A 26,215-nucleotide genomic window follows, 5' to 3' on the forward strand; every position below is an offset into this window, starting at 1 on the left:
AGCTCAACTTTTATTGGAGTCTTTTTTACATAATCATGTCCATCATCATATTCTACTACTTTTTTTATAGGATAATTAATAGTAAATATGGAGAGTCATTAAAAATTTTAAAACTATACTCACCATTAAATCCCGTATCAACTTTCTTTACTAACAAAATAAAAGACTAAAAGTATTATAACTACAAAAGATACTGCTAAAGTTTTTTTATTCATCAATTAATTTTTAAGAGTAAATCCTAAAGTTTACTGACGGAAGGCTCATTGTTTGTGATTTCTGTTGTCCATATCTAAAATATTACCAAACCCCACCATAATACTATAGAGTAGTTGCCCGATCGGAATTATTAAAATTAATCTTTTCTGTTTGTTCTTCTAATTTTTCCAATTCTAGATTACAAACACGATAGAATTAACAAGTTAATATTTACAAACATTCATAATGTGCTGTCCAAGATTTTGTTTCTTTAATATCATTTTTGTTATCAAAAACTAACAAATACTTATTAATACTACCACAATTTCTTAAGCCTTCAGATGAGTTTGATATCACATCAACCCTTAAAGAATCATTTCTTATTTCTGTAAAAATAGCGATATGCGATGGACCTTTAAACTTATCTTTTGAAAAAACAGTTTTATTTTTATAATAACTTTCAGGCTTCCAATTTTTTTTCCAATATTTCTTATTTATTTTTGACAAACAATTACTTTTTTCAATTGCTTTTGTTTTTTCAATATTTATCCAATTAAAATAATTATCAGATTTATATATAGGATAAAAACTTTCATAAATACATATTCCATAGGCTTTAGGTTTCAAAATATCACTATAATATTTTTCTATTCCCTTATCTACAAAATCTTGTTTTATAAATTCAATGCCTTTCTCATATCTCTCGCATATGCATTGACCAGATATGAAGACATTAAAACTTAAAAATAAAATAAGTATTGAATATTTTTTCATTTAATTAGTTTTTGGGGTTAACATAAATAGATTTTTTTTAATATCAATTTTCTTGAAATTATATTGCATAACAGCAGGAGCTTTTTCGAAAGGTGTAAAATTTTGTATTGTTCCTTTATATAAAATTTCCATTGGACTATATGAATTTCTTTGACCAAATGGTAAGCGAAACTGCTTTGAAGCATCTAACTCAGTCCTAATCGTATTCATAAATGTTTCATTTGCACCAGGTAAACCATAAATTGAACTTTGGTCTGACAAGCCATTATACATGTGACTTATTTCGTGCATTGTAACCATTCCATAACCCATAGTTAAAGGGTTTAAAGCTTTGCTGGTTCCTGCTATAAAGCGATCTATTTGATCCGTATTTATATTTAGATCATAAACATGTGTATAGCCAGAAACTCCATCAATTTTTTCTCCCCTACCTCCAATTTCTTGGATGGAAGACTCTTTCGTATTATCTGAATTGATTTGATAATCAGCTCTATGATTATCAATCGATCCTTTTATCATATCGCGAGCTGATTTGCTGCCACCTGCATCCGATGATTCAGTATAGTTTACCTTACCATCATCACCAACAGATAAAGTTAATCCAGTTTCTTTTTCTAAATCGCCAATAATTTTACTTTGTGTTTCAACAGAAATATTTTTGCCAAAGGTAATGTCATAATTTTGTCTTCCATCCGGATCAATAAACCTCAATGGATTATTAAAAGCATAATTATAAGGGCTATGTCTCGTCATTTTCTCTGCCAGTGGATCAATCACCCCCCATCTTCCTAGATCCGGCATATAAAACCTTGCTCCATAATCAAAAAATCCGGTTTCCTGTAATTCCTTACCATTATACTTATAGGAATGATAACCTCCGAAATAAGAATTGCTTAATCCTCCAGAGATATGATTCAACCCAAATGCATAATAGTTGTGAGTATCTGTTATTTCAAGAGTACCATTACTATCCTTGGCAAAACTTACCCTTATGTTTCCTAAGTGATCCTTATATTGATAAATGTACTGATTTTTCTGATAATCATAAAATCCTTCAGAAGTAAGCGAAAACTATTTACCATTTAAAATGTAAAGACTTCTTTTAATAAAAATATAGCTGCGCTATAAAACACAAAATCCACCAAAAAATGGCGGGTTTTGTGTTTTATCTGCTCAAAGTAAGAGACTTTGACTTTGCCAGCGGAGTAATAATTATTCCTGACAATCTTCTAAATCACTATTAAAACCTAACATTTGCTTTATCTCTTTTGTTCTATTTCCCATACAAATAAAATAAATCTTTCCCTTATCATCAAATCTAACCCCTAAATGAGGAGGAGGATCATACATTATGTTTTTGTTAAAGGGTATTGAATGAAATGTTTTGGTTGTCTTAATATTTTTAAAATATTTATACAGAAGAATTTTATTATCAATATTATCCGTAATTATTACCACTTTGTATCCTTTATACTGAATAATAGTATCATTATCTGTAACAGCTCCATTGCATTCAAAACAATTATATGAAAGACTAAAAATTTTATTTCTTGGATTTTCACTTTCAGATGACAAACCCATTAACAAATATGTTTTTGTTGGGTTAAATATTTCATTTTTTGATGAATAATAATTTATATAAGTATCAACAATATGATTTATATTAATTTTTTGAGCTGAACAACTACAGAATAGTCCTATAAAAAGTAATATTAGAAAAAAATTATTCAAAATTTGTTTTTTGACTATCATAATACATATATTTTTTTAATTGAGAAATGTAAACTCTTAGTTTTACATTAGGATTATCTTTTGCTACATTAATATCACAACCACCTTTCAGGCAACGAACATCTCCGCTAGGCCTGTATCCTTTTGAAGATGATTCAAATCCACTTGCAGGATTCCAAATTCCATCATTAGGGTGGTTATGATCTTGAGCAGAAAGTGTACTTGGATAAAAATAATCACCATTAAAAGAGAAATTAGACATCCCTAAGTCTTTAGCATTAAATGGAGATGCTGTAGGCAAATGAAAAGTTCCAACCACTGAAAATAGACCCTTAGAGCCATTAAATAAAGCATTTGAAGATTCTACATTAGTGTTGTTATACATATATTCTGCAACTTCCTTTGCTTTTCCTTCATTATTATAGAAGCTTAAAGTTGTCATCCTGTCCGAAAAATTTCCTTCTGAATCTTTTACAGGCTCCTTTAAAGTAATTTCCTGTTTATTCTTTTCAATGTAACCTTTTTCTCCCACATCAACACCACCATCATTTTCAGCTTTAAGATTTCCATTATTATCAAAATTTTTAGAAGCATAAATTACATCTCTATCTGATTCTGCTTTCCAAATTAAATTTGCGTTTTCATCTAGTTCATATATGTCCTCATTTCTTCCATCCGGATCAATAAATAGTAGAGGGTTATTATATGCATATCGATAAGGAGTCCATCTCCTATCTTTTTCTGCCAGTGGATCAATCACCCCCCATCTTCCTAAATCCGGCATATACATCCTCGCACCATAATCATACATTCCGGTCTCTTGAAGTTCCTTACCATTATACTTGTAACTATAATACCCTCCAAAGCCGGAACTGCCTGTCATTCCTTCGATGTGATTCAATCCAAAAGGATAGTAATTGTTGGTATCTGTCACCTCAAGAGCGCCTGTGCTGTCTTTGGCAAAGCTTACCCGGGCATTTCCCAAGTGGTCTCTATACTTGTAAATATAACAATCTTTCTTTGAGAAAAAAGTAAAGCTTCTGTACTTGCTGTGACTTTAATTTATTTATGAATATGAGCGAAAAATCCAAGTGGAGAGGTATTTCACAAAGGTCAAAGCTGAGAAACACTAAGTTGATAGGATTAGTTTTGAAAAATTCCCAAATCTTTAGAGACAAATAACTTCAATTCTATTATTATTTCTACGTTTAAATTCAGTTCTTTCTAAACAAAATATAGGATATTTATCTCCGCAATTTTCTATTTCAATGATATTATTAAATTCATTCAGTTTTTTGCTTAAGCTATTACTTAGACTTTTGGTATATGACATAGTTCCTTTTGAAGCTCCTCCAAAAAAATGTATTCTGATTTTAAATTTTTTATCATTATACCTATTAAGAAAAGTAGATAATTCATTGATTTCAGAATCATCAATGAATCTACCATCTCGATGACTAAACATATTTAATAATATTATATCATTTGATTTAACTTCTTTAGGATAACCAAATTTAAAATCCTGAGACCAAATACATTGTGAGAAAAAGAAGATTGTTAAAATCAAAAATTTATTTATGTAAGTATTGTATTGCATTTGTATGTTCTTTTGTTGCGTTATTAGAATTAATTATTGTTGGAGAGTTATATTTATGATCTTTTGGTCCTGTTCCAAATAATGTAAACCCCCATTTTACGGTAAATGATGCCTTGCCATTAATAATCATTGAAGATTGGGCATTCCATTTTACTGCTGAAGAAGAGTTTTTATCAACTTTTTCTCCAAAATATTCTCTTTGAGGAGTATCGTGAAGTCTATTAAGCCTTGGAACATCAAAATATTCAGCTTTTGTAAAGTCTTTTGATCCTTGAACAAGACCTTCGCCGTCTAATCTCTCATCCAAAACGCCCGTTATAGAACTTTTTTCGCTTCCATCATAATCAGGAGTATTGGATATATAGGTCTGAAACCATCCAGAACTCGAACTCTTGTCACTTGGTATAAAAGTCATTGTAATTTCTGGAGCTATAAGGCCATCTTCGCTACTATTTTCAACCCAATCATTCATTACTAACGATCCTGATCCGTTAGGTAAAGTGTATTTGGATGAATCATTTTTATTACTAACGTATGCAAAGGAATTTTCTCTTCCCTTATAGTTTTTATTAAACTCCTTCTGACTGTTTGTATTTTTATCCCAAGATACTTCACCTGTTTTTTTATCCTTAATCCAACCTTCTGCTTCCCTTCCATCTGGGTCAATAAATCTCAAGGGGTTATTAAAAACATAATTATAAGGACTATATCTCGTCATTTTCTCTGCCAACGGATCTACCACCCCCCATCTTCCTAAATCCGGCATATACATTCTTGCTCCATAATCAAAAAATCCGGTTTCCTGTAATTCTTTACCATTATACTTATAGGAATGATAACCTCCGAAATAAGAATTGCTTAATCCTCCAGAGATATGATTCAACCCAAATGCATAATAGTTGTTAGTATCTGTTATTTCAAGAGCGCCTGTGCTGTCCTTGGCAAAGCTTATCCTGGTATTTCCAAGATGATCCTTGTATCGGTAAATATAACAATTTTCTAAACCCGTGTAGAAAAGCCACTGCTGATTTAGCAATGGCTCTTGTCTTATTATAGAGGAAGGACGATCATAATACTTGTGTCATCAAGTAATTTTACTATTGACATTTTTTTCTTATAAATTCCTGTACACTCCCCAAGTCACCAATATATTATTAGATTAATTATACTTGCTAACTATTTCCTTAATTAATTCTTTTTTCTTTCCTTCAACAATATACACTTTCGATAAATTTCCTTTTTTATCAATCTCATTTTCAAAATGGATAATTTGCTTAGGTATTTTTTCATTATTTTGTATTAGTTTTCCTTCTGATTCTATATAAATAGGAAATCCATTTTTATCAAATTTTGTTTTTACAATAGTTTTATATCTGGGATCTGTAAAAGTTTCTTTTTCATTGATTTGATATCCGTTTTTTTTGTAATAGATATTTCTTTCATGCAATGTGAGATCATCGTTAGAAACTATAAAGCTTTCAACCAGTTCTTTTTTATCATTATAAAAATAATACTCTTTAAGGTATATTTTATTGTTTTTATCATGGAAAGAAACTGTCTGATAAGAATCAAAATAATTGTATGTCACAATTTGAGTCGAATAAGTATTAGGATTAATCTGAGCATTGCTTGTTTGAATTATTTCCTTGATAATTCTGTTCTGAGAATCTAAAAAATATTTAACTCCTTTAAGAATTTCTCCATCAGATAATTTTTGATTAGTAATCCGGTTTATCAACGCCGAATCTTTATTATAATAAAATTGATTACTTAACTCTAACTTCTCATCTTTCTTTTGATAGATTTCTTTTGAAATTCCACCTGACTGTATAAATTTAGAGACATTAAAATCTGGAGTATAATGTTGGCCACAACAGAAATTGCTAATTAAAATTAATACGATAAATATTGTTTTCATTCTCTTGGTATTGCTTTATAAATTCCTTTGCTTGAAACTTGAAAAATGCCAGGTAATAAACTTTTTCTTGCTGTATTTATATCTGGGGCAGAAGCTACTGGATTACCATTATCACCTGGATGTGAATGGCTAAAAATGTTTTTACTTGTATCAACACCAGGTAAATTAGAAAGTTGATGATAATATCCTGACATCAATGATACAGATGGAATAAACGCACCAAAGTCATATTGTCCATCTTTCCCTTCAACTTTAGTATATCTTGCAAGATATCCATTTTGTCCATTTATCCCAACAACAGCTTTATCTTGTCCATTTTGAGTGTATTGAAATAAATCAAATTCGTTTTTTGCTGTAGAATATTTATCTAAAAAGTCATAAAAATTTTTTCCTAAAGATTGACTTTCAAAGTTAATTGCTTTATATGGTACTTCTTTTGTCGCAGTTTCACCCGGCCTAGGATTATATTCTACAGGAACACTTGTATTAAATGCTTCGTCTATTTGATTATTTCTTTCCATTGTAAATCTTATATCTTTTCCATTCTTATCAGTTTGTCTTTTTCCTGTATTATTTACAGCAAAAACGACATCAATGTCATCATTATCTTCAACTTTATTCAATTGTCCGGTATCTGTATTAAAATTCCAAATGTCTTCACTTCTTCCATCCGGATCTATAAATCTTAAAGGATTATTGTATGCATATCGATAAGGAGTCCACCTTCTATCTTTTTCTGCCAGCGGATCAACAACTCCCCATCTTCCTAAATCCGGCATATAGAATCTCGCTCCATAGTCATACATTCCGGTCTCTTGAAGTTCCTTACCATTATACTTGTAACTATAATACCCTCCAAAGCCGGAACTGCCTGTCATTCCTTCGATGTGATTCAATCCAAAAGGATAGTAATTGTTGGTATCTGTCACTTCAAGAGCGCCTGTGTTGTCCTTGGCAAAGCTTACCCGGGCATTTCCCAGATGGTCTTTATACTGGTAAATATAACGGTTTTCCGTGAAACTGTAAAATCCTTCTGCAGTGGGAACAAAATCTAATTTCCATTCAGGAGGACCACCAATACCAATTGAGCTGTTGATGTTTTTATAAGCCTGTTCTTCAAAAGCGGTTTCAGTTCTGCAGGTCAGACATATGCCGCCACCTTCAAAATAATTGTATTGAAAACCATCAAGATAATCGGTAATACGGCTTAAGCCTGAGGACCCTCTTCTTCCTTCCTTAACATAATTTTTACGAAGCTTTACTCCATCAGCCCGATACAGATATCCAAGGCTCACACTTGAAGGTTGTCCATTACCAAGCGGATCTACCTGAGTAATTGAGAAGCTATCCGGCAGATTCAGAGTATTGTAAACGATAGTCTGAATTCCTTTATCTTTCATGTTGATCATATTCCCGTTCAGATCATAGTCTATTGTATTATTTCCCCCCTCATATCCTGTATCATTTAAAGATGTTTCGATCACCTGTCTCAAACGGTTTCCTGTATATTGGTATTCAAGATCATCTACTTTTGTTGATGTTGTTCCAAAAACAGGGATTGCATATCTTTTTAAGAAGGTTATATTTCCGTTTAAATCATACTTTAAACGTTCATCAAAATTCTTATTATGGGGATTGGTTTTATCGGGTTCTGAATATTCAGCATCGGTTAATCTGTTAAGTTGATCATAGGTATAATTATACCTCTTTATATTATTAACAGTTGACATATTCCAGTCTATTTCTGCAATATTTCCGTTGTATTTTCCCGGAGCAACATCTGCATAGACCGGATTTGTATATTTAATCTTATACCCAAATAATTTCCCATTCAGATTAGCTGGATCATTAATCTGGGTCATCCAGCCACGGATATTGTATTGATAATCCATCTGCTGAAGCGGTGAAGCAGCGGCTATTCCGCCTACTTTTTTAGAAGCCAGCTGGGAGAGTTCGTTGTAAGTATTCTGAGTAAGGTATTCAACAGCGTTATTGTCGACCTGATGCTTATGTACCAATAGCCTGTTTTGGTGATCATACTCAAAGGTTTCTGTAATTACTTTTTCTAAGTCCAGATTCAGTCTCTTATGTCTGGTGACTGTTTGATTAGGCATACCGGAAAAGTTGATTTCAGACTCTGTAAAGGTATATCCTCCCAAATGGTTAAAAGACCGTGTCCCGATCATTCGTCCCTTGGTGTCATAGAGCATAAAATTTCTGGTCCAGTCTTCATTTTCAATATTCCGTACATAAGAAGCCAGCAGCATACCGCTTGCATATCCTGCCTGACTGTTAAGCATAACTTTCTGGTTAAAGATAACTCCCGGAAGATTGGTCGGAAACCATGGATCTCTTGGGAAAGAATCATAGTAATTAATGGTCAGAATCTTGATCGAAGCGTTAGGATAAGCCGTGTTGGAGTAGTTAAGAGCATCTGCCCCGCTATCGGGAATGGTTGCTCCCCCACGCAGCTCGTTATTGCTTCCTTTAGCTTCCACATTGGTCTGTTCTGCCAGTCTTCCAGCCAGTCCATATGCATTTGTTCCGGTATAAATGCCGGTATAAGCAACTCTTCCCCATGCATCATATTTTGTAAACATCCACTGTTTATTGATTCCCAAATTAGCATCCTGTGTCATCACCAGACGGTCTTGCTTATCATACACCATATATTCCCAGCCTTTTCCCGGAAGCTTTTTGGCAACCAGTCTGTTTCTTCCGTCATACTGATACTGATAGCACAATGTATCCAGTACAGAGCCTATGGCGGGAGCAACAACAGCATTAGGAGGAATGACCAGCGCCAGCTGATCGTATTCATTATAAACATAGTAGGTATCGGCATTCAATGATGAATCTACCGATTTCCTCACTAGAATTACCTGTCCCTGTGTGGTTTTATATTCAGTGGTTTTATTCCCATCTTCGTCCGTGACTATTGTTTTAAAAAGCGTTCCTGCAGCAAAGTTACCTTGAAGACTCACATCAGAAAGGGTAACTCCCTGAGGCCAGCTGGTTGCAATGGTATATCTTCTGACCTCCTCTGAAGTATTGGTTCCATATTCAAATGTAACCGGCTTATTACTCCATGCTGTTCCCGGTTGCTTCTGCTGAAGGACTCTGTCTAACGGAGACCTTTCCAGCATTTTTTCTCCATAAATTTTCTCTGATCCGTAAATGGCAGGATCAAGAGCATTCTGGATAGGGTTTCCATATATATTCCCATTTTGTGTTCCTGCCTGAGGGATCGGAAGATATTCATTAGCCTGTCTTCCAAAGGCATCATATTCTACATGAGATACTATATCTCTTCCTAATGGGGTTGCATTTACCTGAACCGTTTGTTTTGCTCTTCCAATTCCGTCAAAATACTGTACACTCACCGCTGTTTTTGCACTTTGTCCTACAGGATAGTCTATATATACTTTTGTTTTTACATAGTTTTCCGTGTTACTCTGCGCATGCACTATATCGACCGCTGATAGTAAAATGGCAGATTGTATGATTAGTTTTTTCACAATAATTAGTTTTTATAGTTGTACTCAAATTCTTTTACCGTCTTAAGTGAAATATTACCAGACTGATCGGTCTGCTGTTGTTTAATTTCCTTAAGCCTATTGGCTGAATCATAATAATAGAACTCTTTTATTCCTGCTGGCTGGGTAATACTTCTTACTCCGATAAGAGAATCATAGGTATAGGAAGTAACCTGCCCGCCCATTGATACGATTTTAGCTCTGAAAACATCTACAGCAGATAAAAGGAGTGTTTCCGGATCTCCTGCTGCAGTAGAAGCATCAGCATCGGAAGCCTGAATAAAAGCGGACAGTTCTGAGCTTGCAAACTGTGTGATGCGATCATACGCTACTCCTTCTATTTTAGCAATAGGGACGGTACTGTTGTATCCCCAGATAATAGATACCGGAATTCCTTCTTTTGTTCTGTATTGCTGAAGATTTCCAAAGGAATCATATTTTTCATACAACACTTCAGGTATAGCAGAACCTGTATGAATATCATAGGAGGCTATTGAACTTGGCAGCAGATTGGATGGGTTACCATAAAACGTCTCAGTTTTTTCTTTAGTCTGATTATTCTTTTTAATTTCTGTCTCCAGGGGAATGCCAATCATATTGGCAGCAATCAGGTTTTGGTTACTTTTTTCTATTGCATATTGGTAAAATGTTTGATTCACATCACCTCCAACAGTACTCTGAACAACAGATACAGGATAATCCTGAGTATTATAGGTATTATTGGTAATGGTAGTTACTGAACTTTGAACTCCATTTTTGTAGAAGTACGAAATATCTTTCTGTTTTGAAGGCAACGTTATCCCAAATTTTGAAAAGCTTTTATAAGGAACATTTAACTGTATTCCTGGATAATGATTCTCCAGCCCTTGATAATTAGGATAAGAGAAGTATTCTGCAAGCATACTTTTGGCATAGTTGTCTACAATTTTAATTCCATCATTTTTTTCAAACTCAGTAGTTACATATTCATTTATCGTTTCTGAAAGAACTTGTCCTGCTTCATTGTATACCATCTTCGATAATGGCTGCCCTCTTCGATGATCAAGGTTAGGGATCGGTACTACTGGCATAATTGGTACCAGCCCTCCTTCATTCGGATAATCTAATGGGGAACGGAAAGTGTGAACTATTCTTCCTTTGCTGTTTCCATTTTTATCCAGTTGTTTTACCGTAACATATTTATAACCAACATCCGAACCTTGTGTTTTGTCTGTAGGAATGATATTATAATCTGTTGTAATATCTAAATTTGCGGTGTATAAGATACTTGGGTTTGTTTTGTTCTGATAGGAATAGCTATCTGAAAAACGCATCACAGGTTCTGGAAAAACCAATGTTCCGCTGCTTCGCAAAGTATCATTAATATTTCTATAGTCATAGCTATAGGTTTTAAGAGCATCCGTAGAAGAAGGGGTATCATAATACATAATTTTATTGATTCTTAATCCGCCTCCTAAACGAATTTTTTCATCAACAAATATATCTTCTATGGTGGTTGCCTCAAAAGTATCCCATGTATCAGCAGGAATGGAAGGAACATATTTCCCCCCTAAAGAGGCCCAATATTCACCTGTCTCCACAAAGTGAATGGGAAACAGGTCTGTCACAATTCCTCCTTGGGTATCATCAATCCAATTTCTAATACATGTAGGCGGCTCTGGTCTATTACAGGTTTGATTACCATGCTCTATATATAATCCTGGTACGGGAACAAAAGTTCCGTCTGGATTTTTTTTAAAAATTGTCAGATTCCAATTAAAGTTAACAAGCGCACCCAGCATATAATGAAAATTAACAGTTTGTGGCGTTATAACATTGAAAAAAAACTGTTTGACATTAGCGTCCAGTTTCCCGAAGTTGATAGATGAAGTATTGGAAACGGTTTTGGTATATCCCATTACAGGATCATTCCCGGTACCACTGTAATAATTACTATAATCATTAAGACCAAAATCAAATACACTCTTCCCTTTCGTAGGATATGTTATTGAATTTAATACATCTGTTTTAAATCCGTCTTCAGAGCCTTTATAATATCCCCACTTATCTTTTTCAAGAAGAATATTAGATGTAGTAGTATAGCTTAAGGTATACTCTTGGTTTTGAATTCCTGTAGAAGTTGGGATCTTGGTAACTTTTGTTAATAATAATTTTTTAAGATTTTTCTGTTGACCGTTAGGGGGCTGATAAGCTGTATTAGTATATCCATAATCAAAAATATATTTATCCGTAAACTGAGCTATTCCCTGTCCCGGATAATTGGATTGTACCGATTTTAATTTATAAAGTTCTGAAGGTTCTGTATAATTGCTGTCCTGCCTTCCTTTTTCATAGGCAAGATATACCGTCCCTCGACCTCTTACTTCAATACTTGTAAGAAGTTTTGTCTGGTTACTGCTATAAGAAGTCTCTGTTTCTATTGCCCCCGGCATGCTTGCTTCCGGATTTTGTGGTGTTCCCGTTTCCCATTGTGTATTGTTCATATAATAAATATCTGAAGCAATTCTTTTGGTCGTTCTTGGAGTTTCTTCAAATTTCACTTGTGAGGCAATTCCATAATTGAATGTCACCAGTGTACTGTTATTCTGATCCTGTATTTTTGTGAGGTGAAAGGCGGTCCAATAATCCGCCAGATCAACACTTGGACTGACATCTCCTTGTGCTGTGATAAGTCCTATTTTAACGGAACTAATGGTTCGCTGAGACTTCTCCATGGCCTCAAAGGTATATCTGATTCCTTTGTCATCAACTATGGTAAACAAATTAATAATTCCCTGAGCATCATTATTGATAAGAATCTTAAGATTATTTTTATCCAGCTTTTCTACTTGATAATTTCCGGCGGCGTCCTTTATAACATAAAATCTCCCAGATTGTCCACTGAAATTATATTGATAAAGATCGTACTCTGTATCAAACTTACCCATAGCCGCTTCATAACGGAATTCATTCATATTAACAGACTCTCCCCTTATCATTTTGGCTGTAGAATTATACTGTTCGTTGTAAATTCCATATTTAGTTTTAGGTGGAGAAGAAAACAATACCGATCTGTTTTTTTCATCAGGATTTCCACCTCTTACAGTTCTGGATATCGTACCTCCGGCAATAAGACTCCATCCAAGGCCTGTTTCTCCCGCTCTGTCTTCCGGTTTGGCGCTCAATGGATGGTATTTTAGCTGAAGATCTATCTTAACATTTGGATTGCCTGTTGGAATACTAATCAAAGGAATGGCAATATCCGGAATCCCTGTATAATAGCTTACAGGAACTTCTTCAAATTTCATTAAGTTGTTGGCTGTAGGAGCAGGGGCAAACATTTCATTTATATTTCCCACATAACTTCTGGGTGCTGAAGAGCCGGGAGAAGACTGAGCTATAAGCATATTTCCCCATAAAACCGCTATCAGCATAACGGATGAAGTATTTTTTTTCATGAATATCAGTTTATTTTTTAATCAGCTTTGCTTTCGCTGTTTTATTCGTATATGTTTTTATAAGTACAAGATACGCTCTGTTGAAGCTGATCACTCTGAACAGAGTTTCCTGTAATAAGATACTGCTGCTCAATCGCAGTATTCACCTTGTTTAGGAAATCTTGCGTTGAGGATTCAATATCTTTTTGCCATACAACTTCCTGAACAGAAATATCCAGGATCGTGCATAAAGTCAATGCACAGAGATAAGGTGTTCTCAATTTTGTGTTATTTTTTTGAGTTAGTAATTAGTTTTATTAAAACATAGTAGCTTTAATGTTTTATAAAAAATTTTGATCATCAATGTTTGTCATAATTAGGATTTACTCTTACAAAAATTAATTATTTTATAAAATCTCTTATTTACTTCACAAAAATAGATTATATAAACGACAAAATGTGTCGTATTTTATACAATACCCCCAAATTATTATCTTCGTGATTAGTCACAGCAACCCTTTATTTGATTATAAAACATATCTCGTTGTGAATTGCTTTCAAAAATTATTATCTTCGTGATTAGTCACAGCAATTTCTTATCATGGTTGTGGTGAGTATGGGTTGTGAATTGCTTTCAAAAATTATTATCTTCGTGATTAGTCACAGCTAAATCGTGGCAGTTCTCAGATCTGCCCCTGTTGTGAATTGCTTTCAAAAATTATTATCTTCGTGATTAGTCACAGCGGACAAGATATTGGAGCAGTTCCAGTACTTGTTGTGAATTGCTTTCAAAAATTATTATCTTCGTGATTAGTCACAGCAAGTAGCAGCAGTTGATTCAACCTCATTTGGTTGTGAATTGCTTTCAAAAATTATTATCTTCGTGATTAGTCACAGCACTTTGCCAAATAAATTACTGTGAGTGTTAGTTGTGAATTGCTTTCAAAAATTATTATCTTCGTGATTAGTCACAGCTTAATTTTTTCATTTCTGTTGCTGCTGTCAGTTGTGAATTGCTTTCAAAAATTATTATCTTCGTGATTAGTCACAGCAAGAGTTCTGATAATTCAGACGCTATAGCTGTTGTGAATTGCTTTCAAAAATTATTATCTTCGTGATTAGTCACAGCTAAATACTGATTGGCTATTAACAGGAAACGGTTGTGAATTGCTTTCAAAAATTATTATCTTCGTGATTAGTCACAGCCAGAAACAAAGGTTCGTAAAGAGATTCTTGGTTGTGAATTGCTTTCAAAAATTATTATCTTCGTGATTAGTCACAGCAACACTGGATAAATCCTTGCAAAGCGATTGGTTGTGAATTGCTTTCAAAAATTATTATCTTCGTGATTAGTCACAGCTATTGAATGGATTAACAATCGCTGATATTCGTTGTGAATTGCTTTCAAAAATTATTATCTTCGTGATTAGTCACAGCTTATTGAACTCGATGGTTCTGCCTTCTATAGTTGTGAATTGCTTTCAAAAATTATTATCTTCGTGATTAGTCACAGCTCATTTCTTTAGCTCTACCCTCAATTGGAGGTTGTGAATTGCTTTCAAAAATTATTATCTTCGTGATTAGTCACAGCTTTTACAGACAATATATCTCTTCAGGAAGCGTTGTGAATTGCTTTCAAAAATTATTATCTTCGTGATTAGTCACAGCCGGCAACCGCACAAACTGGAACCGGAACTGGTTGTGAATTGCTTTCAAAAATTATTATCTTCGTGATTAGTCACAGCCATACCTCCAAACACTTCCTCAATCGGCAAGTTGTGAATTGCTTTCAAAAATTATTATCTTCGTGATTAGTCACAGCACTGTCCCAACATTGTGTGTCTGAGAATTCGTTGTGAATTGCTTTCAAAAATTATTATCTTCGTGATTAGTCACAGCAAGTCATTTTTCCCGGCTTCACTAAGCGCGGTTGTGAATTGCTTTCAAAAATTATTATCTTCGTGATTAGTCACAGCTTCAGTCTTCCATGATGCCCGGATCAATGAGTTGTGAATTGCTTTCAAAAATTATTATCTTCGTGATTAGTCACAGCCTCAAAAAATAATCTACTGAAATTCAGTAGATTATTTTTGTTTCTAGAATATGAAATTTAGAATAATTCAAGCTGTTGGAAGGTTGGAGGAGGCTCTTCTCTATTTCTGGCAAAGAATATCTCAATATCTCCAAATTGTTTATCAGTGATACACATAATGGCCACTTTCCCGGCCTTTGGAAGCATAAATTTCACTCTTTTAATATGAACTTCGGCATTTTCACGGCTGGGACAATGACGTACATACATAGAAAACTGGAACAGATTAAAGCCATCATCAATAAGCCCCTTCCGAAAGCGGTTGGCATCTTTCATATTGGCTTTGGTCTCTGTCGGCAAATCATATAATACTAAAACCCACATAATTCTATATGCATTAAACCTTTCGGCATTCATATCAGTTCGGGATAAGAGATCAGGCGTTTTTCTCCTGTATAACATTTATACAATGATGTGATGGTTGTTTTCACAGCAACCAGTAATGGTCTTGTTTTATCGTCTATTTTTACATCTTTAGTTGCAATCTGTAAAATAAAAGCTTTAAATTCTTTAGTTAACTCTTCCGTTGCAGGATTAACAGCCAGCCATTGCATGACTAATAAATCAATAAAAGGGCGATAAGGCTCCATAAGGTCATCGGCCAAGCAATAAGGGTTGTATTTATTCTTGTGGAAAATACCCAGTACAGGAAGTAAACCTGTTTCCACAATGGCTCTTGCCACAATACTTCTGAGAACCGAATACCCAAAATTGAAAAACTGATTGGGAGAATCTCCAAAACGTTGCCTCAAAAAATCAAGACTGATGAGATATTTCCAGTAATGTTGTGCAGCGATCCCTTCCATATTAGTAATATCACCACTTTTTACACTATTCTGATAGTCTATCATCGGCTCATAATAATTTCCTAACCGTCTTAAAACTTCTTTCTGGTTTTCGATTTTACATTCGACTGTCTGTTTCCAAAGTTGTTTTTTCAGCGGTTCACTGGCTTCCAACTGATCTTTTACCCGATCTGAGTGTTCTGTATGGCCATAAAGAGGAAGCATAATTCCGTGTGGTAAATGATGACTGTCACAGCTAATGACCACTACATTATTCCCCATCATTTTTTGAATAAGATTATGGGAAATGGTAATCTGATAGTGGTCTAACATCAACAAGCCTAAATCTTCCACTGGAATACTCCCCTTTTCCGTTTTGGTTTCCGGACAAAGGATTTTCATTTGCTCGTCTTTAAGCTTAAGATAAGCAGAGTTACCGATATAGATGGAGCGGGTAATCATAATATATTTTATTGATTCAAGATATTACCTAAACGATCAATCTCCAGTTTAACAAAAATATCTTTTATCGACTTTTCATTATGAGAAGCCGTCTTAGAATCGAATGAACCCGAAGCTTTTTGTTTCTTTTCGTTCCACGTCATATCCATTTCTTTAGGATAAATATTTTTAGCAAATGAATTTTGACTGAAATAAATTGTATATCCAGAAAAGTCATTTACATTATAAATCCTTTCTAGTTGCGTTTTATTTAACTTATTAAAATCAATAAGATGCGGCTCCTTTGTCTCATCTTCTGTTGGAACATAAACTAAGTCTAAAGGAGATAAACTTTGATATAAAGATACTCCGCTTTCATTTGCTTCAGGAACAGCTGGTAAGCCTTGCTTTAATCTTTCAATAACTATATCTAAACGAATACTTTCATATTTCTTTTTCCCATTCTCATCTTTATATATCGCAAAAAATAAATTTGGAGAACCTTGAACATATTTATTTATTTTATTTCCCGTTTGCCCTAAAGCAAATCTTCCCTTTCCTTTTTCATATAGTCTAACTTTGATAATCGGTTGATGTGATTTTCCATCATTATACTTTTTAATATTCTTATTCAAATCTTCAATTCCTTCTGATGAAAAAGCTAACTCCGGATTGTTTTCTTTTGATTTAAGGTAATTTTCAAGTATTTTCTGAATTCCTGTATCTGTAATTTTATTAATTTTCTCAAAAGTAAAACTTGAATCTAAAGATTTTCTTGTAGCTGTTATAAATTCGCCATTGCTAGTTTCTACCCATGATAATTTAATTTTTCCTGAAACGGTTTCTTCATGTAAAGATTTTCTTATAGCCCAATTCGTACCCATCTGCTCTATTCTTTCTTTTTTCTTCACCCCATTTTTTTCTATATATTTTTCATAATGATTGGTAGCTTTATTAATAACACGAAGATTTTGCTTAAAGCTCACAATAATTGTTTCCAGATTATTTTTAGCATCAACGGTAAAGTTCTCCCAAGGCTTCAAAAAATATTTTGGGACCTCTCGCTCTACCCTTTTTTCTGTTTGACTGTCTTTATATGATGTTTTCTCAAACTTCATCAGTTTCTTTTTCAAATCATATCTCTTCATTTCTGATTTTGCAGATTGATTATTGAGTAAGTTCACGTGATCTTTTGTAGCACAAGCAATCACTAATGCATCTAAAGCATGATGACGATGGTCAATTCTTTTCTTTGAAAATCCTTTTGAAAGCTCAACCGGAACCGTTGGCAAATATTTTTGGTGATTTTCATTCCAGGTTGTGAAATCTGTTGATTTAGTCAGTTGATTCATCCTTTCAAAACGAGGCAAGATCAATTCATTCCAAACATCATTTAATCCCCAATCCTGTTTAAGCTTTGTAGTTATTTTTCCATTTCCGGGAACTATATTTTTAGAATTCACCCCTTCGTCTGTTCCGTCTTCCATTCTCACGATATTAGAAAGGACTCCTGAGATATATTTACTGATATGACGTGTATCATTAAGCTGGCGTTGAATCATTTCTTCCGGAATATCTTCTAAAAGCAAATTATTCCTTTTCTCTCTATTCTTCGCATAATGTTTTTTGACAAAATCTTCATATTCTACGACTTCGAAGACCTTTACTCTTTTTCCAAAGCCAAGTTCAACAACCGTTCCTCCAAACTGTTTAATAAATCCTAAACCGATATAATTATCTTTCAATTTATTAACCGCCGATTCACAAATAATTTTATTACCCAGGCTATCATCAAAATATCTACTTTGCGGAATAATATGTTCTATTTCATATTCTGGGGTAAATAACTTATTTAACGGAATAATCTGTCCTGTATAAGGTGATTTATATTTCTGCTCCAGCCAGAGTTTGTATCTCTTTAAATCTGATGGAGAAGGTTGTGCCGTTTTACTTATTTTCAGAATATCATCATCAATTTCAATGTCTGATTTTAAAATTCCCTCTTCATAAATTTTCAAAATCTCTTGCTGCATTGGAGAATAAGGCCGAACATTTTCAACCGAATGATCATTCATCATTTCTGCTAATAAAGCTTTGATACGAAGATTGGTATTTTCGTTTTCCGTTATTCTTTTTGTAGCATCCGCTCTTTCATCTTTGGTTTGTTTCATTTCCCTTCCAAGCTCAATATGAATTTCATTGAAGAAGTCTTTAGCTCCTTTACCATATTTCAACCAGATATCTTTGACTACACGAAGTGTCTCTGTAATTATCTGTTCTACAATTGGGTTACGAAGTGAATGCTGTTTAAATTCTTTTAGAAACTCTTCCAAATCGTCGGCCGAATTCCATTTCCCAATAATGGAAGCTTCTGAATGCCTTCCGTAGACAATATATTGCGCCAGCCATAATTGTAAACCTTGGAAATCATTTTCAGCAGTAAGATGAATTGCCTTTTCTCTCACTCTATCTTTAATATTTTCATCAAATTCACCGGTAATAATTTTGTGAATTCTATCTTTCGAATACTTATCGATATTGGCATAATTCCAATATTTGCCCAGTCTCATTAAAGGCAGCAATTTCTTAATTGCTTTTTCTGAAAAGGAACCATACTCACTTTTAAAAGGAGGAAACTTTTTGAACGCTTCAAAGAAAGAATTTTCATCCAGATTATTTTTCCCTGCAAAAGATTTTAATGCTTTTTCATATTCTGTTTTGTCATTTACCGAATAGATGATATGCCAAATCTTCTGTTCTATTTCTCTAGTCAAAAAGTCATCAGAAATATTATCCACTTTCTTCAACCTTTCTGAAATCATTGTTTTCGTTTCATTGCAAGGATATTTCTTATCTTCAACGTAATTCCAACGATGGGTTTTTTCATCGATTTTAAAATATTTGAGTAAAGCCTTTTGATTAATTTCTTTTCTGTCATTTAAAAACTCAAATAGATTTTCGAAATCCTTGGTTGTATTTAAAAAGCCTTTTGTAACGTTATCATCATTATCCTTTTTATATAGATTCAGATTAAAAATCCATTGCCACATTCTAAATTCCTGAAAATACGGATTGGATTTCGGAACAACTTTAAGATATTGTGTATGTTCTACCCCATCTTGATCCTTGTACTTTCTGAATTCCAAAGTACAATTGGAAATAGATGACTTTTTGCTTTTCAAAGGTCTTTGATAAAAAATAATATCCTCCATAAAGAAATGAACAAATTCTTTTTTACTTAGAGTCAATTGATGCGCTTCATTATTTCTGTATAGCTCTCGAATGCAATCGTTATAGAAATCATCACTCTGCAATTCATGGTGGAATTCTTTTTGCTTTTCTAAAATCTGTTTAAGTTCTTCTTTATAAAACTTCCTTTCGATGGTACGAACCAGTTTTCCTTTGATTTTCTGTGTAGGGTTTTGAAGAAATGTTTCGTAGATATATGTTCCAACGGTTTTATGGGAATTTTCAATTTCCTGTTCAGTTTTTGTCTTTATTGCGATCCAATCTTTTTCAGAATCTACCGCTTTAAAAGTTCTTTTTGTCTCGCCACTTTTTAAAGTAGACTCCGTAACAATAAACTCTTTAGTTCGTCCGATCCAATCTTCTGTTTTTACAATCTGTTTTTCATACTTCCAACCATTTTCAAAATATACATCATAAAGAGTTTTTCCATTAACATTCTCTCCAGAATCAACAACTTTTTCTACTTTTAGCTTTACAAAAACCTTATCTTTTTCTTCTTCAATATCTTCACCACGCAATTGATAATATCCACGCTTTTGATTAAAATTTAAAAGAATCCAAGCTAGTTCTTCTTTCTCTATTTTTTGTGAAAGTGCCTTTTTACGGAGATAATACATTGTCCAGTCATAGGGAACTTTTAAATACTGTCCATTTGCTTTAAAATCTTCGAGCATCTCGTTGAAAGAAGTTTGAAATAAAAATGAGAATTTCCCTTCAATACTTTTCCAGGCTAGTTTTGGTTCGGTTTCAACTTTAAACTTGCCAAATCGTTTTTCAAAATCAATCTGAGAAGCATAATGCTCTGGAAGAAAGTTCAAGACATTTAAAACTCTATGAAGCCTTTCTCTTCTTAATAAAAACCTTTCGCGTAGTCTTCTTACTCCCCGGTAATCGGTTCTTGCAGCAGTTTGTGAAACAGAATTGCCTTTTCCGAATTCTCCTAAAATATCCTGAGACATAGGGATTATGCGACTTCCCATTCCAAGAATTTCGCCATACTTATTTTCAAAATTCTGTTTAATTAAAGCCCAACCAATAGAATTAGTTCCCAAATCTAAACCCAATATATTTTTAGTCATCGTTATTAATTTTTTATATTGTATCTAAAATAGAAATAAAAAAAATATTCAAAATACGGATTCCCGTAAATGCATTAAGGCTTTTTTCTTCTATATTTGTATTAATAATTTTGAAAAGCAATTCACAATAAGGATTATTCCGTTGTGAAAACATTCAAGGCGGGGCAACTCGCCTTTTTTCGTTTTAAAACCCTATTTTAGCGAGCCGAAAACAGAACAATGACGACCGTAGCATTTATACAGAAGCAACTCAATATCTCTGAGAAGAGCATCAACAATACTTTACAATTATTAGCAGAAGACTGCACCATCCCATTCATTGCCCGTTACCGAAAAGACAAAACAGGAAATCTGGATGAAATACAGATTGAGCAGATCGCTAAAATCAGTAAACAGTTCGAAGAAATTGTTAAAAGAAAAGAATCTATTCTAAAATCTATAGAAGAACAGAATTCCTTAACTCCTGAGCTTCAACAAAGAATTGAGGAAAGTTTTGATCTTCAGGAACTGGAAGATTTATACCTACCTTTCAAAAAACGTAAAAAAACCAAAGCAGATACGGCAAAAGAAAAGGGTCTTGAACCATTGGCAAAGATCATTATGAGCCAGAAGAGTAACGACCTTCAGTTTTTGGCATCCAAATATCTGAACAGCGAAGTTACGACTGAAGAAGAAGCTTTGCAGGGCGCCAGAGATATTATGGCAGAATGGATCAACGAGAACATGTACGTCCGTAAAAATCTCCGAAGAATATTTCAGCGTAAAGCCGTAGTAACCTCTAAGGTTGTAAAAGCTAAAAAAGAGGAAGAAGAGGCGCAAAAGTTCTCTCAGTATTTTGAATGGGAAGAAAACCTCAGCAGAACTCCATCTCACAGACTGCTCGCCATGTTGAGAGCAGAAGCGGAGGGCTTTGTAAAAACAAATGTTGGAATAGATAAGGAGGAAGCTATTGACTTCATAGAGAAAGCCATCATCAAATCCAACAACGAAAGCTCGGATCAAATTGCAATGGCCATCAAAGATAGTTATAAAAGACTTCTGGAGCCTGCCATTTCCAACGAAGCGCTACAGGAAGCCAAAGAAAAAGCAGATCAGAAAGCGATTGAGATTTTTTCTGAGAACTTAGGCCAATTACTGTTAGCACCACCTTTGGGAGAGAAAAGAATTCTAGCCATTGATCCCGGTTATAGAAGTGGCTGCAAAGTAGTCTGCCTCGACGAAAAAGGAGATCTTCTGCATAATGAAACCCTCTACCCTCACGCTCCACAGAATGAAAGCGGAATGGCGATGAAGAAAATCCGTTCTATGGTAAATGCTTATAATATTGAAGCGATTTCTATCGGAAACGGAACAGCAAGCCGCGAAACAGAGTTCTTCATTAAAAAAATCGCGTTTGACAAACCGCTGCAGGTTTTTGTAGTTTCCGAAGCCGGAGCATCCGTATATTCTGCCAGTAAAATTGCCAGAGAAGAGTTTCCAACGTATGATGTAACGGTACGTGGCGCTGTTTCCATTGGAAGAAGACTTTCTGATCCGTTGGCTGAATTGGTAAAAATTGATCCAAAATCCATAGGAGTAGGTCAATATCAACATGATGTAGATCAGACGCAATTGAAAAACGAATTGGATTCTACGGTAATGAGATGTGTAAACTCCGTGGGAATCAATTTAAATACGGCCAGCAAATCTCTGTTGAGTTATGTTTCCGGAATCGGTGAGAAAATGGCAGAAAATATTGTTAATTACCGTGCGGAAAATGGAGCTTTTGAAGATAGAAAGCAGTTGAAAAAGGTTCCAAGACTTGGTGAAAAAGCTTTTCAGCAGGCAGCGGCTTTTGTGAGAATCTCCAATGCCAAAAACCCGTTAGACAATTCTGCGGTACATCCGGAAGCCTACGGAATTGTAGAAAAAATGGCTAAGGATCTGGGAATTAAACCCAACGAACTTATTGCCAATAAAGAGAAAATCGCTTTAGTAAAACCAGAAAGCTACATCACTGGAGAAATAGGAATTCTAGGAATCAAAGATATTTTAAAAGAGCTTGAAAAACCGGGACTTGATCCTAGAAAAGCAGCCAAAGTTTTTGAGTTTGATCCGAATGTAAAAAGCATTAAAGATTTAAAAACAGGAATGATTCTTCCGGGGATTGTCAACAACATTACCGCCTTCGGATGTTTTGTAGATCTGGGTATCAAAGAGAGCGGGCTGGTTCATATTTCTCAACTTAAGGATGGCTTTGTATCCGACGTGAATGAAGTCGTAAAACTTCATCAACACGTTCGTGTGAAAGTAACAGAAGTAGATGAAACGAGAAAAAGAGTTCAGCTGAGTATGATCCTGTAAATTTGCTTTTACTGTCTTAAAAACAATTAAAACATCACATTTTGAAATATAAAAATCTAATTTTCGACCTGGACGGAACTTTATGGGACTCCCGCGCCACCATCATTGGCATATGGAACGAAGTTCTTCAAAAGCATCAGTTGATTGAAAGAGATCTGAAACCAGAAGATATGGATCCGTATATGGGCCTTTTAGCCAAAGATATTATAAAAGACATCGTACCTGGTATTTCTGATCTGCAGGCCGAAGAAGTTCTTGCCGAAATTGTAAGCCATGAAAACAAGGTTCTCGGTACACTTGGCGGAATTCTATATGAAGGCGTGGAAGACACGTTAAAATACCTGGCGCAAGATTACAGACTTTTCATTGTAAGCAACTGCCAGGATGGTTATATTGAATCATTTTTAGCCCACTATCAATTCGGCAGCCTTTTTGCAGATATTGAATCTCATGGCCGGACTCAAAAAACCAAGGCAGAAAATATAAAACTGATTATGGAAAGAAACCATATGTCTATTGAAGACAGTATCTATATTGGGGATACGCAGACAGATTACAGTGCTGCATCAGCTAATGGATTACCGTTTATATTTTGTGAATATGGTTTTGGAAATCTGGAAAATCCTTTATATGAACCTTCGATTTTAAAGTTTGAGGACCTACAGAAATATCTCACAGCTATTGCAAAATAATGAAAATATCCAGGCTTATAGAAAAAAGACTCATTCACAGACCTACCCGATTCTTCGATGAATCTGGTAAGCGGATTTATAATCAATTTGAATATGATTTCTCGTATAATCCGGTTCACAAAGACAGTGAAAGGGAAAGAGTTTTTGCCAAAATAATCGATATGCTTCCGTTTTTACTGGTCTTTTATTTTATTTTCCACCTGCCTTTCTTCGGAAGTTTTCTTATTTCTATTCCCTGTGTTATTATTTCAGGCCTATTTTGTGAATGGTATTTTGGAACAACTTTGGGAAAAAAGGTTTTTGGACTTACCGTACTCGACGACAGCGGAAATGATCCGGGATTTATAAAGTCTCTGCAAAGAAATATGTTGTGCCTAATTAATTTATTGCTATTTCTTATAGATTATCACCCTCCTATCAATGATACCTGGAAAAAAGAATCTTCTCAAACAAATTTCAGTATGAATTTCAACAATAAGTTCTGTAAAACTTATGTTATCAAGGAAGACAAAATAAAGGCTGTAAAAGAACGCCTTCATCAAGGAAGCCTTTCAACAAAAAGTACATGATCATTTATCATAAAAAATGCGACTTAGTAGATAAGTCGCATTTTCTTTATTTATAATCTTTAGAACTTCTTCTCGGTTCTTTAACTTCCGGCCATTTTACCGTTTCGCCTTTTTCATCTTTTGGCATCACTCTTTTCTCTCTGTCTGCAAATTCAGGATCCTCAGAAGCCATATAAGCCAATGCTGCAGTTAACACAACGTTGTTTTTTACTTCGTCAAAAACGATTTTATCATACGTATCTTTTGTGGTATGCCACGTGTATCCAAAATATCCCCAGTTCAGAGAACCTAAAGAAATTCCCGGTACTCCTGCCGCTACAAATGAGGCATGATCAGAACCTCCACCTCCCGGCATTCCAGGGAAATCTGTTTTAATATGTGTTCTTACTGATTTTGGAACTCCGTCCAGCCATTTACCAACATAGTCATAAGCTTTTACAAACCCCTGACCACTGATATTCACCACCCGACCTGTACCGTTATCCTGATTGAATGCGGCCTGCACTCCTTTTATGATCTGAGGGTTATCTGCTACAAAACCTCTGGACCCATTCAGTCCCTGCTCTTCGCTGCCCCAAAGTCCTATAACAATGGTTCTTTTATTATTGGGATAATATTTTTTCAGAAGCCTCATCGTTTCAAGCATCGTAAGTGTTCCTGTTCCGTTGTCGGTAGCTCCCTGAGCTCCATCCCATGAATCAAGGTGAGCAGAAAGAATAACATATTCATCAGGCTTTTCTTTTCCTTTGATCATTCCTATAGTATTGAAGCTTTTGGCTTCAGGAAGGATTTTAGACTGTGCATCTACTTTAATTTTTGGCTGAGCTCCTTTTTCGGCCATTCTGTAAAGCATTCCATAGTCTTCTACATCAATATCAATCATAGGGATTTTAGATGTCTTAGCTCCAAAGATTCTGTTGGCTCCCATGATTCCTGTCCAGTTCGAAATAGCAATTCCTGCTGCACCTGCTTTTTCTAAAGCTTCCGGAAGGGTATTGTTATCATAACCGATATTTTTTACATAGGCTGTGAAATCTTTAGTTGCCTGTTCTTTTTCTGCTTTCAGTTTTTCATAAAGCTCCGGAGTTGCAAATTCTTTAATCTGCTCATCGGAACGGCCTATTTTCTGATATTGCGCCATCAGTACTATTTTCCCTTTTACGGAAGGAAGCCAGCTGTCAAATTCTGCTTTGGAAGATACTTTTGGAAGAACAATAACTTCTGCCTCAATTGCTTTTTTAGTAGAAGGGCTCCATGCCAATTGGGTTGCTGATAGAGATTTTACCCGCGGAGAGATCATATCTACATGAGTGGTTCCTCTCTGCCATCCTTTCCATGTTCCAAACTGCTGAAGATTGGCATCTACTCCCCAGGAACGAAGTTTTCCGGCACTCCATTCGTTGGCAGCCAACATTTCCGGGGTTCCTACAAGACGCGGACCTATGCCATCCAACAGTTCATACGCCATATTCTCCAGTTGAGAATTACTATTTACCTCATCTACAAAACTTTTTACGATAGGGTCAAGCTTTTCTTTTGGGTCTACTTTTATCTGAGCCCATGAAAACTGAGCAGCCAGCATTATTGCGGGCATTGCAAAAAATCTATTTATCCTCATAGTATATATTGATTGCTTTAAAGATAAAGGAATTTAAGGAGATGATGAAGAAATGAATACAAAAAAGTTCCTGTAGAAGGATATTGTGGATGTTTTTCTTTTTTATTGCCAAAAACGCTAATTACTAATCTCCTTTAAAAAGTATGATGGAGTTTCGCGAAGTGAAGAACCTTCTGAATA

General features: G+C 34.6%; 17 protein-coding genes and 1 CRISPR repeat array. Of the genes, 3 read left to right on the forward strand and 14 right to left on the reverse strand.

Annotation, left to right across the window (positions count from 1 at the left end):
* Window positions 1-426: 426 nt before the first annotated feature.
* The 13 genes from ACL9RH_RS07420 to cas9 form a co-directional block, all read right to left on the reverse strand.
* On the reverse strand, window positions 427-969 hold the full coding sequence (locus ACL9RH_RS07420; RefSeq protein ID WP_422692726.1) for a hypothetical protein: 543 nt from the start codon (window positions 967-969) through the stop codon (window positions 427-429).
* A complete protein-coding gene (locus tag ACL9RH_RS07425) occupies window positions 970-1,992 on the reverse strand; it encodes an RHS repeat domain-containing protein (RefSeq protein WP_422693690.1) in 1,023 nt (340 codons plus the stop codon).
* A 189-nt stretch (window positions 1,993-2,181) separates the two neighbouring features.
* A complete protein-coding gene (locus tag ACL9RH_RS07430; protein WP_422692727.1) occupies window positions 2,182-2,721 on the reverse strand; it encodes a hypothetical protein in 540 nt (179 codons plus the stop codon).
* Window positions 2,693-3,685, reverse strand: a complete 993-nt coding sequence (locus ACL9RH_RS07435; protein WP_422692728.1) for an RHS repeat-associated core domain-containing protein — start codon at window positions 3,683-3,685, stop codon at window positions 2,693-2,695. Before ACL9RH_RS07435 ends, ACL9RH_RS07430 begins: the two co-directional genes overlap by 29 nt.
* Before the next feature lie 183 nt (window positions 3,686-3,868).
* Window positions 3,869-4,297, reverse strand: coding sequence for a hypothetical protein (locus tag ACL9RH_RS07440; RefSeq protein WP_422692729.1), 429 nt, complete (start codon window positions 4,295-4,297; stop codon window positions 3,869-3,871).
* Complete coding sequence (locus tag ACL9RH_RS07445) at window positions 4,272-5,333, reverse strand: RHS repeat domain-containing protein (RefSeq protein WP_422692730.1); 1,062 nt, start codon at window positions 5,331-5,333, stop codon at window positions 4,272-4,274. Before ACL9RH_RS07445 ends, ACL9RH_RS07440 begins: the two co-directional genes overlap by 26 nt.
* A 123-nt stretch (window positions 5,334-5,456) precedes the next feature.
* Window positions 5,457-6,215 carry a hypothetical protein gene (locus ACL9RH_RS07450; RefSeq protein WP_422692731.1) on the reverse strand — a complete coding sequence of 253 codons (759 nt, stop codon included), beginning with the start codon at window positions 6,213-6,215 and terminating at the stop codon, window positions 5,457-5,459.
* A complete protein-coding gene (locus tag ACL9RH_RS07455; protein WP_422692732.1) occupies window positions 6,212-9,733 on the reverse strand; it encodes a DUF6443 domain-containing protein in 3,522 nt (1,173 codons plus the stop codon). Before ACL9RH_RS07455 ends, ACL9RH_RS07450 begins: the two co-directional genes overlap by 4 nt.
* Window positions 9,734-9,738: 5 nt before the next feature.
* Entirely contained in the window at window positions 9,739-13,188 is a 3,450-nt protein-coding gene (locus ACL9RH_RS07460) for a hypothetical protein (RefSeq protein WP_422692733.1), read from the reverse strand.
* Between the two features lie 41 nt (window positions 13,189-13,229).
* Window positions 13,230-13,448: a hypothetical protein gene (locus tag ACL9RH_RS07465; protein ID WP_422692734.1), complete on the reverse strand. Its 219-nt coding sequence runs from the start codon at window positions 13,446-13,448 to the stop codon at window positions 13,230-13,232.
* Window positions 13,449-13,710: 262 nt separating this feature from the next.
* Window positions 13,711-15,220: direct repeats of the CRISPR family, unit length 47 nt; unit sequence GTTGTGAATTGCTTTCAAAAATTATTATCTTCGTGATTAGTCACAGC.
* Window positions 15,221-15,277: 57 nt separating this feature from the next.
* Window positions 15,278-15,616: a CRISPR-associated endonuclease Cas2 gene (gene cas2, locus ACL9RH_RS07470; RefSeq protein ID WP_422692735.1), complete on the reverse strand. Its 339-nt coding sequence runs from the start codon at window positions 15,614-15,616 to the stop codon at window positions 15,278-15,280.
* A complete protein-coding gene (gene cas1 / locus ACL9RH_RS07475) occupies window positions 15,613-16,506 on the reverse strand; it encodes a type II CRISPR-associated endonuclease Cas1 (RefSeq protein WP_422692736.1) in 894 nt (297 codons plus the stop codon). The genes cas2 and cas1 overlap by 4 nt, the downstream gene beginning before the upstream one ends.
* Before the next feature lie 8 nt (window positions 16,507-16,514).
* A complete protein-coding gene (gene cas9 / locus ACL9RH_RS07480) occupies window positions 16,515-20,813 on the reverse strand; it encodes a type II CRISPR RNA-guided endonuclease Cas9 (RefSeq protein WP_422692737.1) in 4,299 nt (1,432 codons plus the stop codon).
* 219 nt (window positions 20,814-21,032) lie between these two features.
* Here cas9 and ACL9RH_RS07485 point away from each other — a divergent pair, with 219 nt between their 5' ends.
* The 3 genes from ACL9RH_RS07485 to ACL9RH_RS07495 are packed head-to-tail and all read left to right on the forward strand — an operon-like array spanning window position 21,033 to window position 24,417.
* Window positions 21,033-23,156, forward strand: a complete 2,124-nt coding sequence (locus ACL9RH_RS07485) for a Tex family protein (protein WP_422692738.1) — start codon at window positions 21,033-21,035, stop codon at window positions 23,154-23,156.
* 41 nt (window positions 23,157-23,197) lie between these two features.
* Window positions 23,198-23,848 (forward strand): HAD family hydrolase, encoded by a 651-nt coding sequence (locus ACL9RH_RS07490; protein WP_422692739.1) that lies wholly within the window; start codon window positions 23,198-23,200, stop codon window positions 23,846-23,848.
* Window positions 23,848-24,417: an RDD family protein gene (locus ACL9RH_RS07495; protein WP_422692740.1), complete on the forward strand. Its 570-nt coding sequence runs from the start codon at window positions 23,848-23,850 to the stop codon at window positions 24,415-24,417. The genes ACL9RH_RS07490 and ACL9RH_RS07495 overlap by 1 nt, the downstream gene beginning before the upstream one ends.
* A 46-nt stretch (window positions 24,418-24,463) precedes the next feature.
* On the opposite strand, the gene ACL9RH_RS07500 is transcribed toward ACL9RH_RS07495, so the two are convergent.
* Window positions 24,464-26,035, reverse strand: coding sequence for a M20/M25/M40 family metallo-hydrolase (locus tag ACL9RH_RS07500; RefSeq protein WP_422692741.1), 1,572 nt, complete (start codon window positions 26,033-26,035; stop codon window positions 24,464-24,466).
* Window positions 26,036-26,215: the final 180 nt, after the last annotated feature.

The sequence above is a fragment of the Chryseobacterium sp. Mn2064 genome (assembly GCF_049319685.1).
Classification (GTDB): domain Bacteria; phylum Bacteroidota; class Bacteroidia; order Flavobacteriales; family Weeksellaceae; genus Chryseobacterium.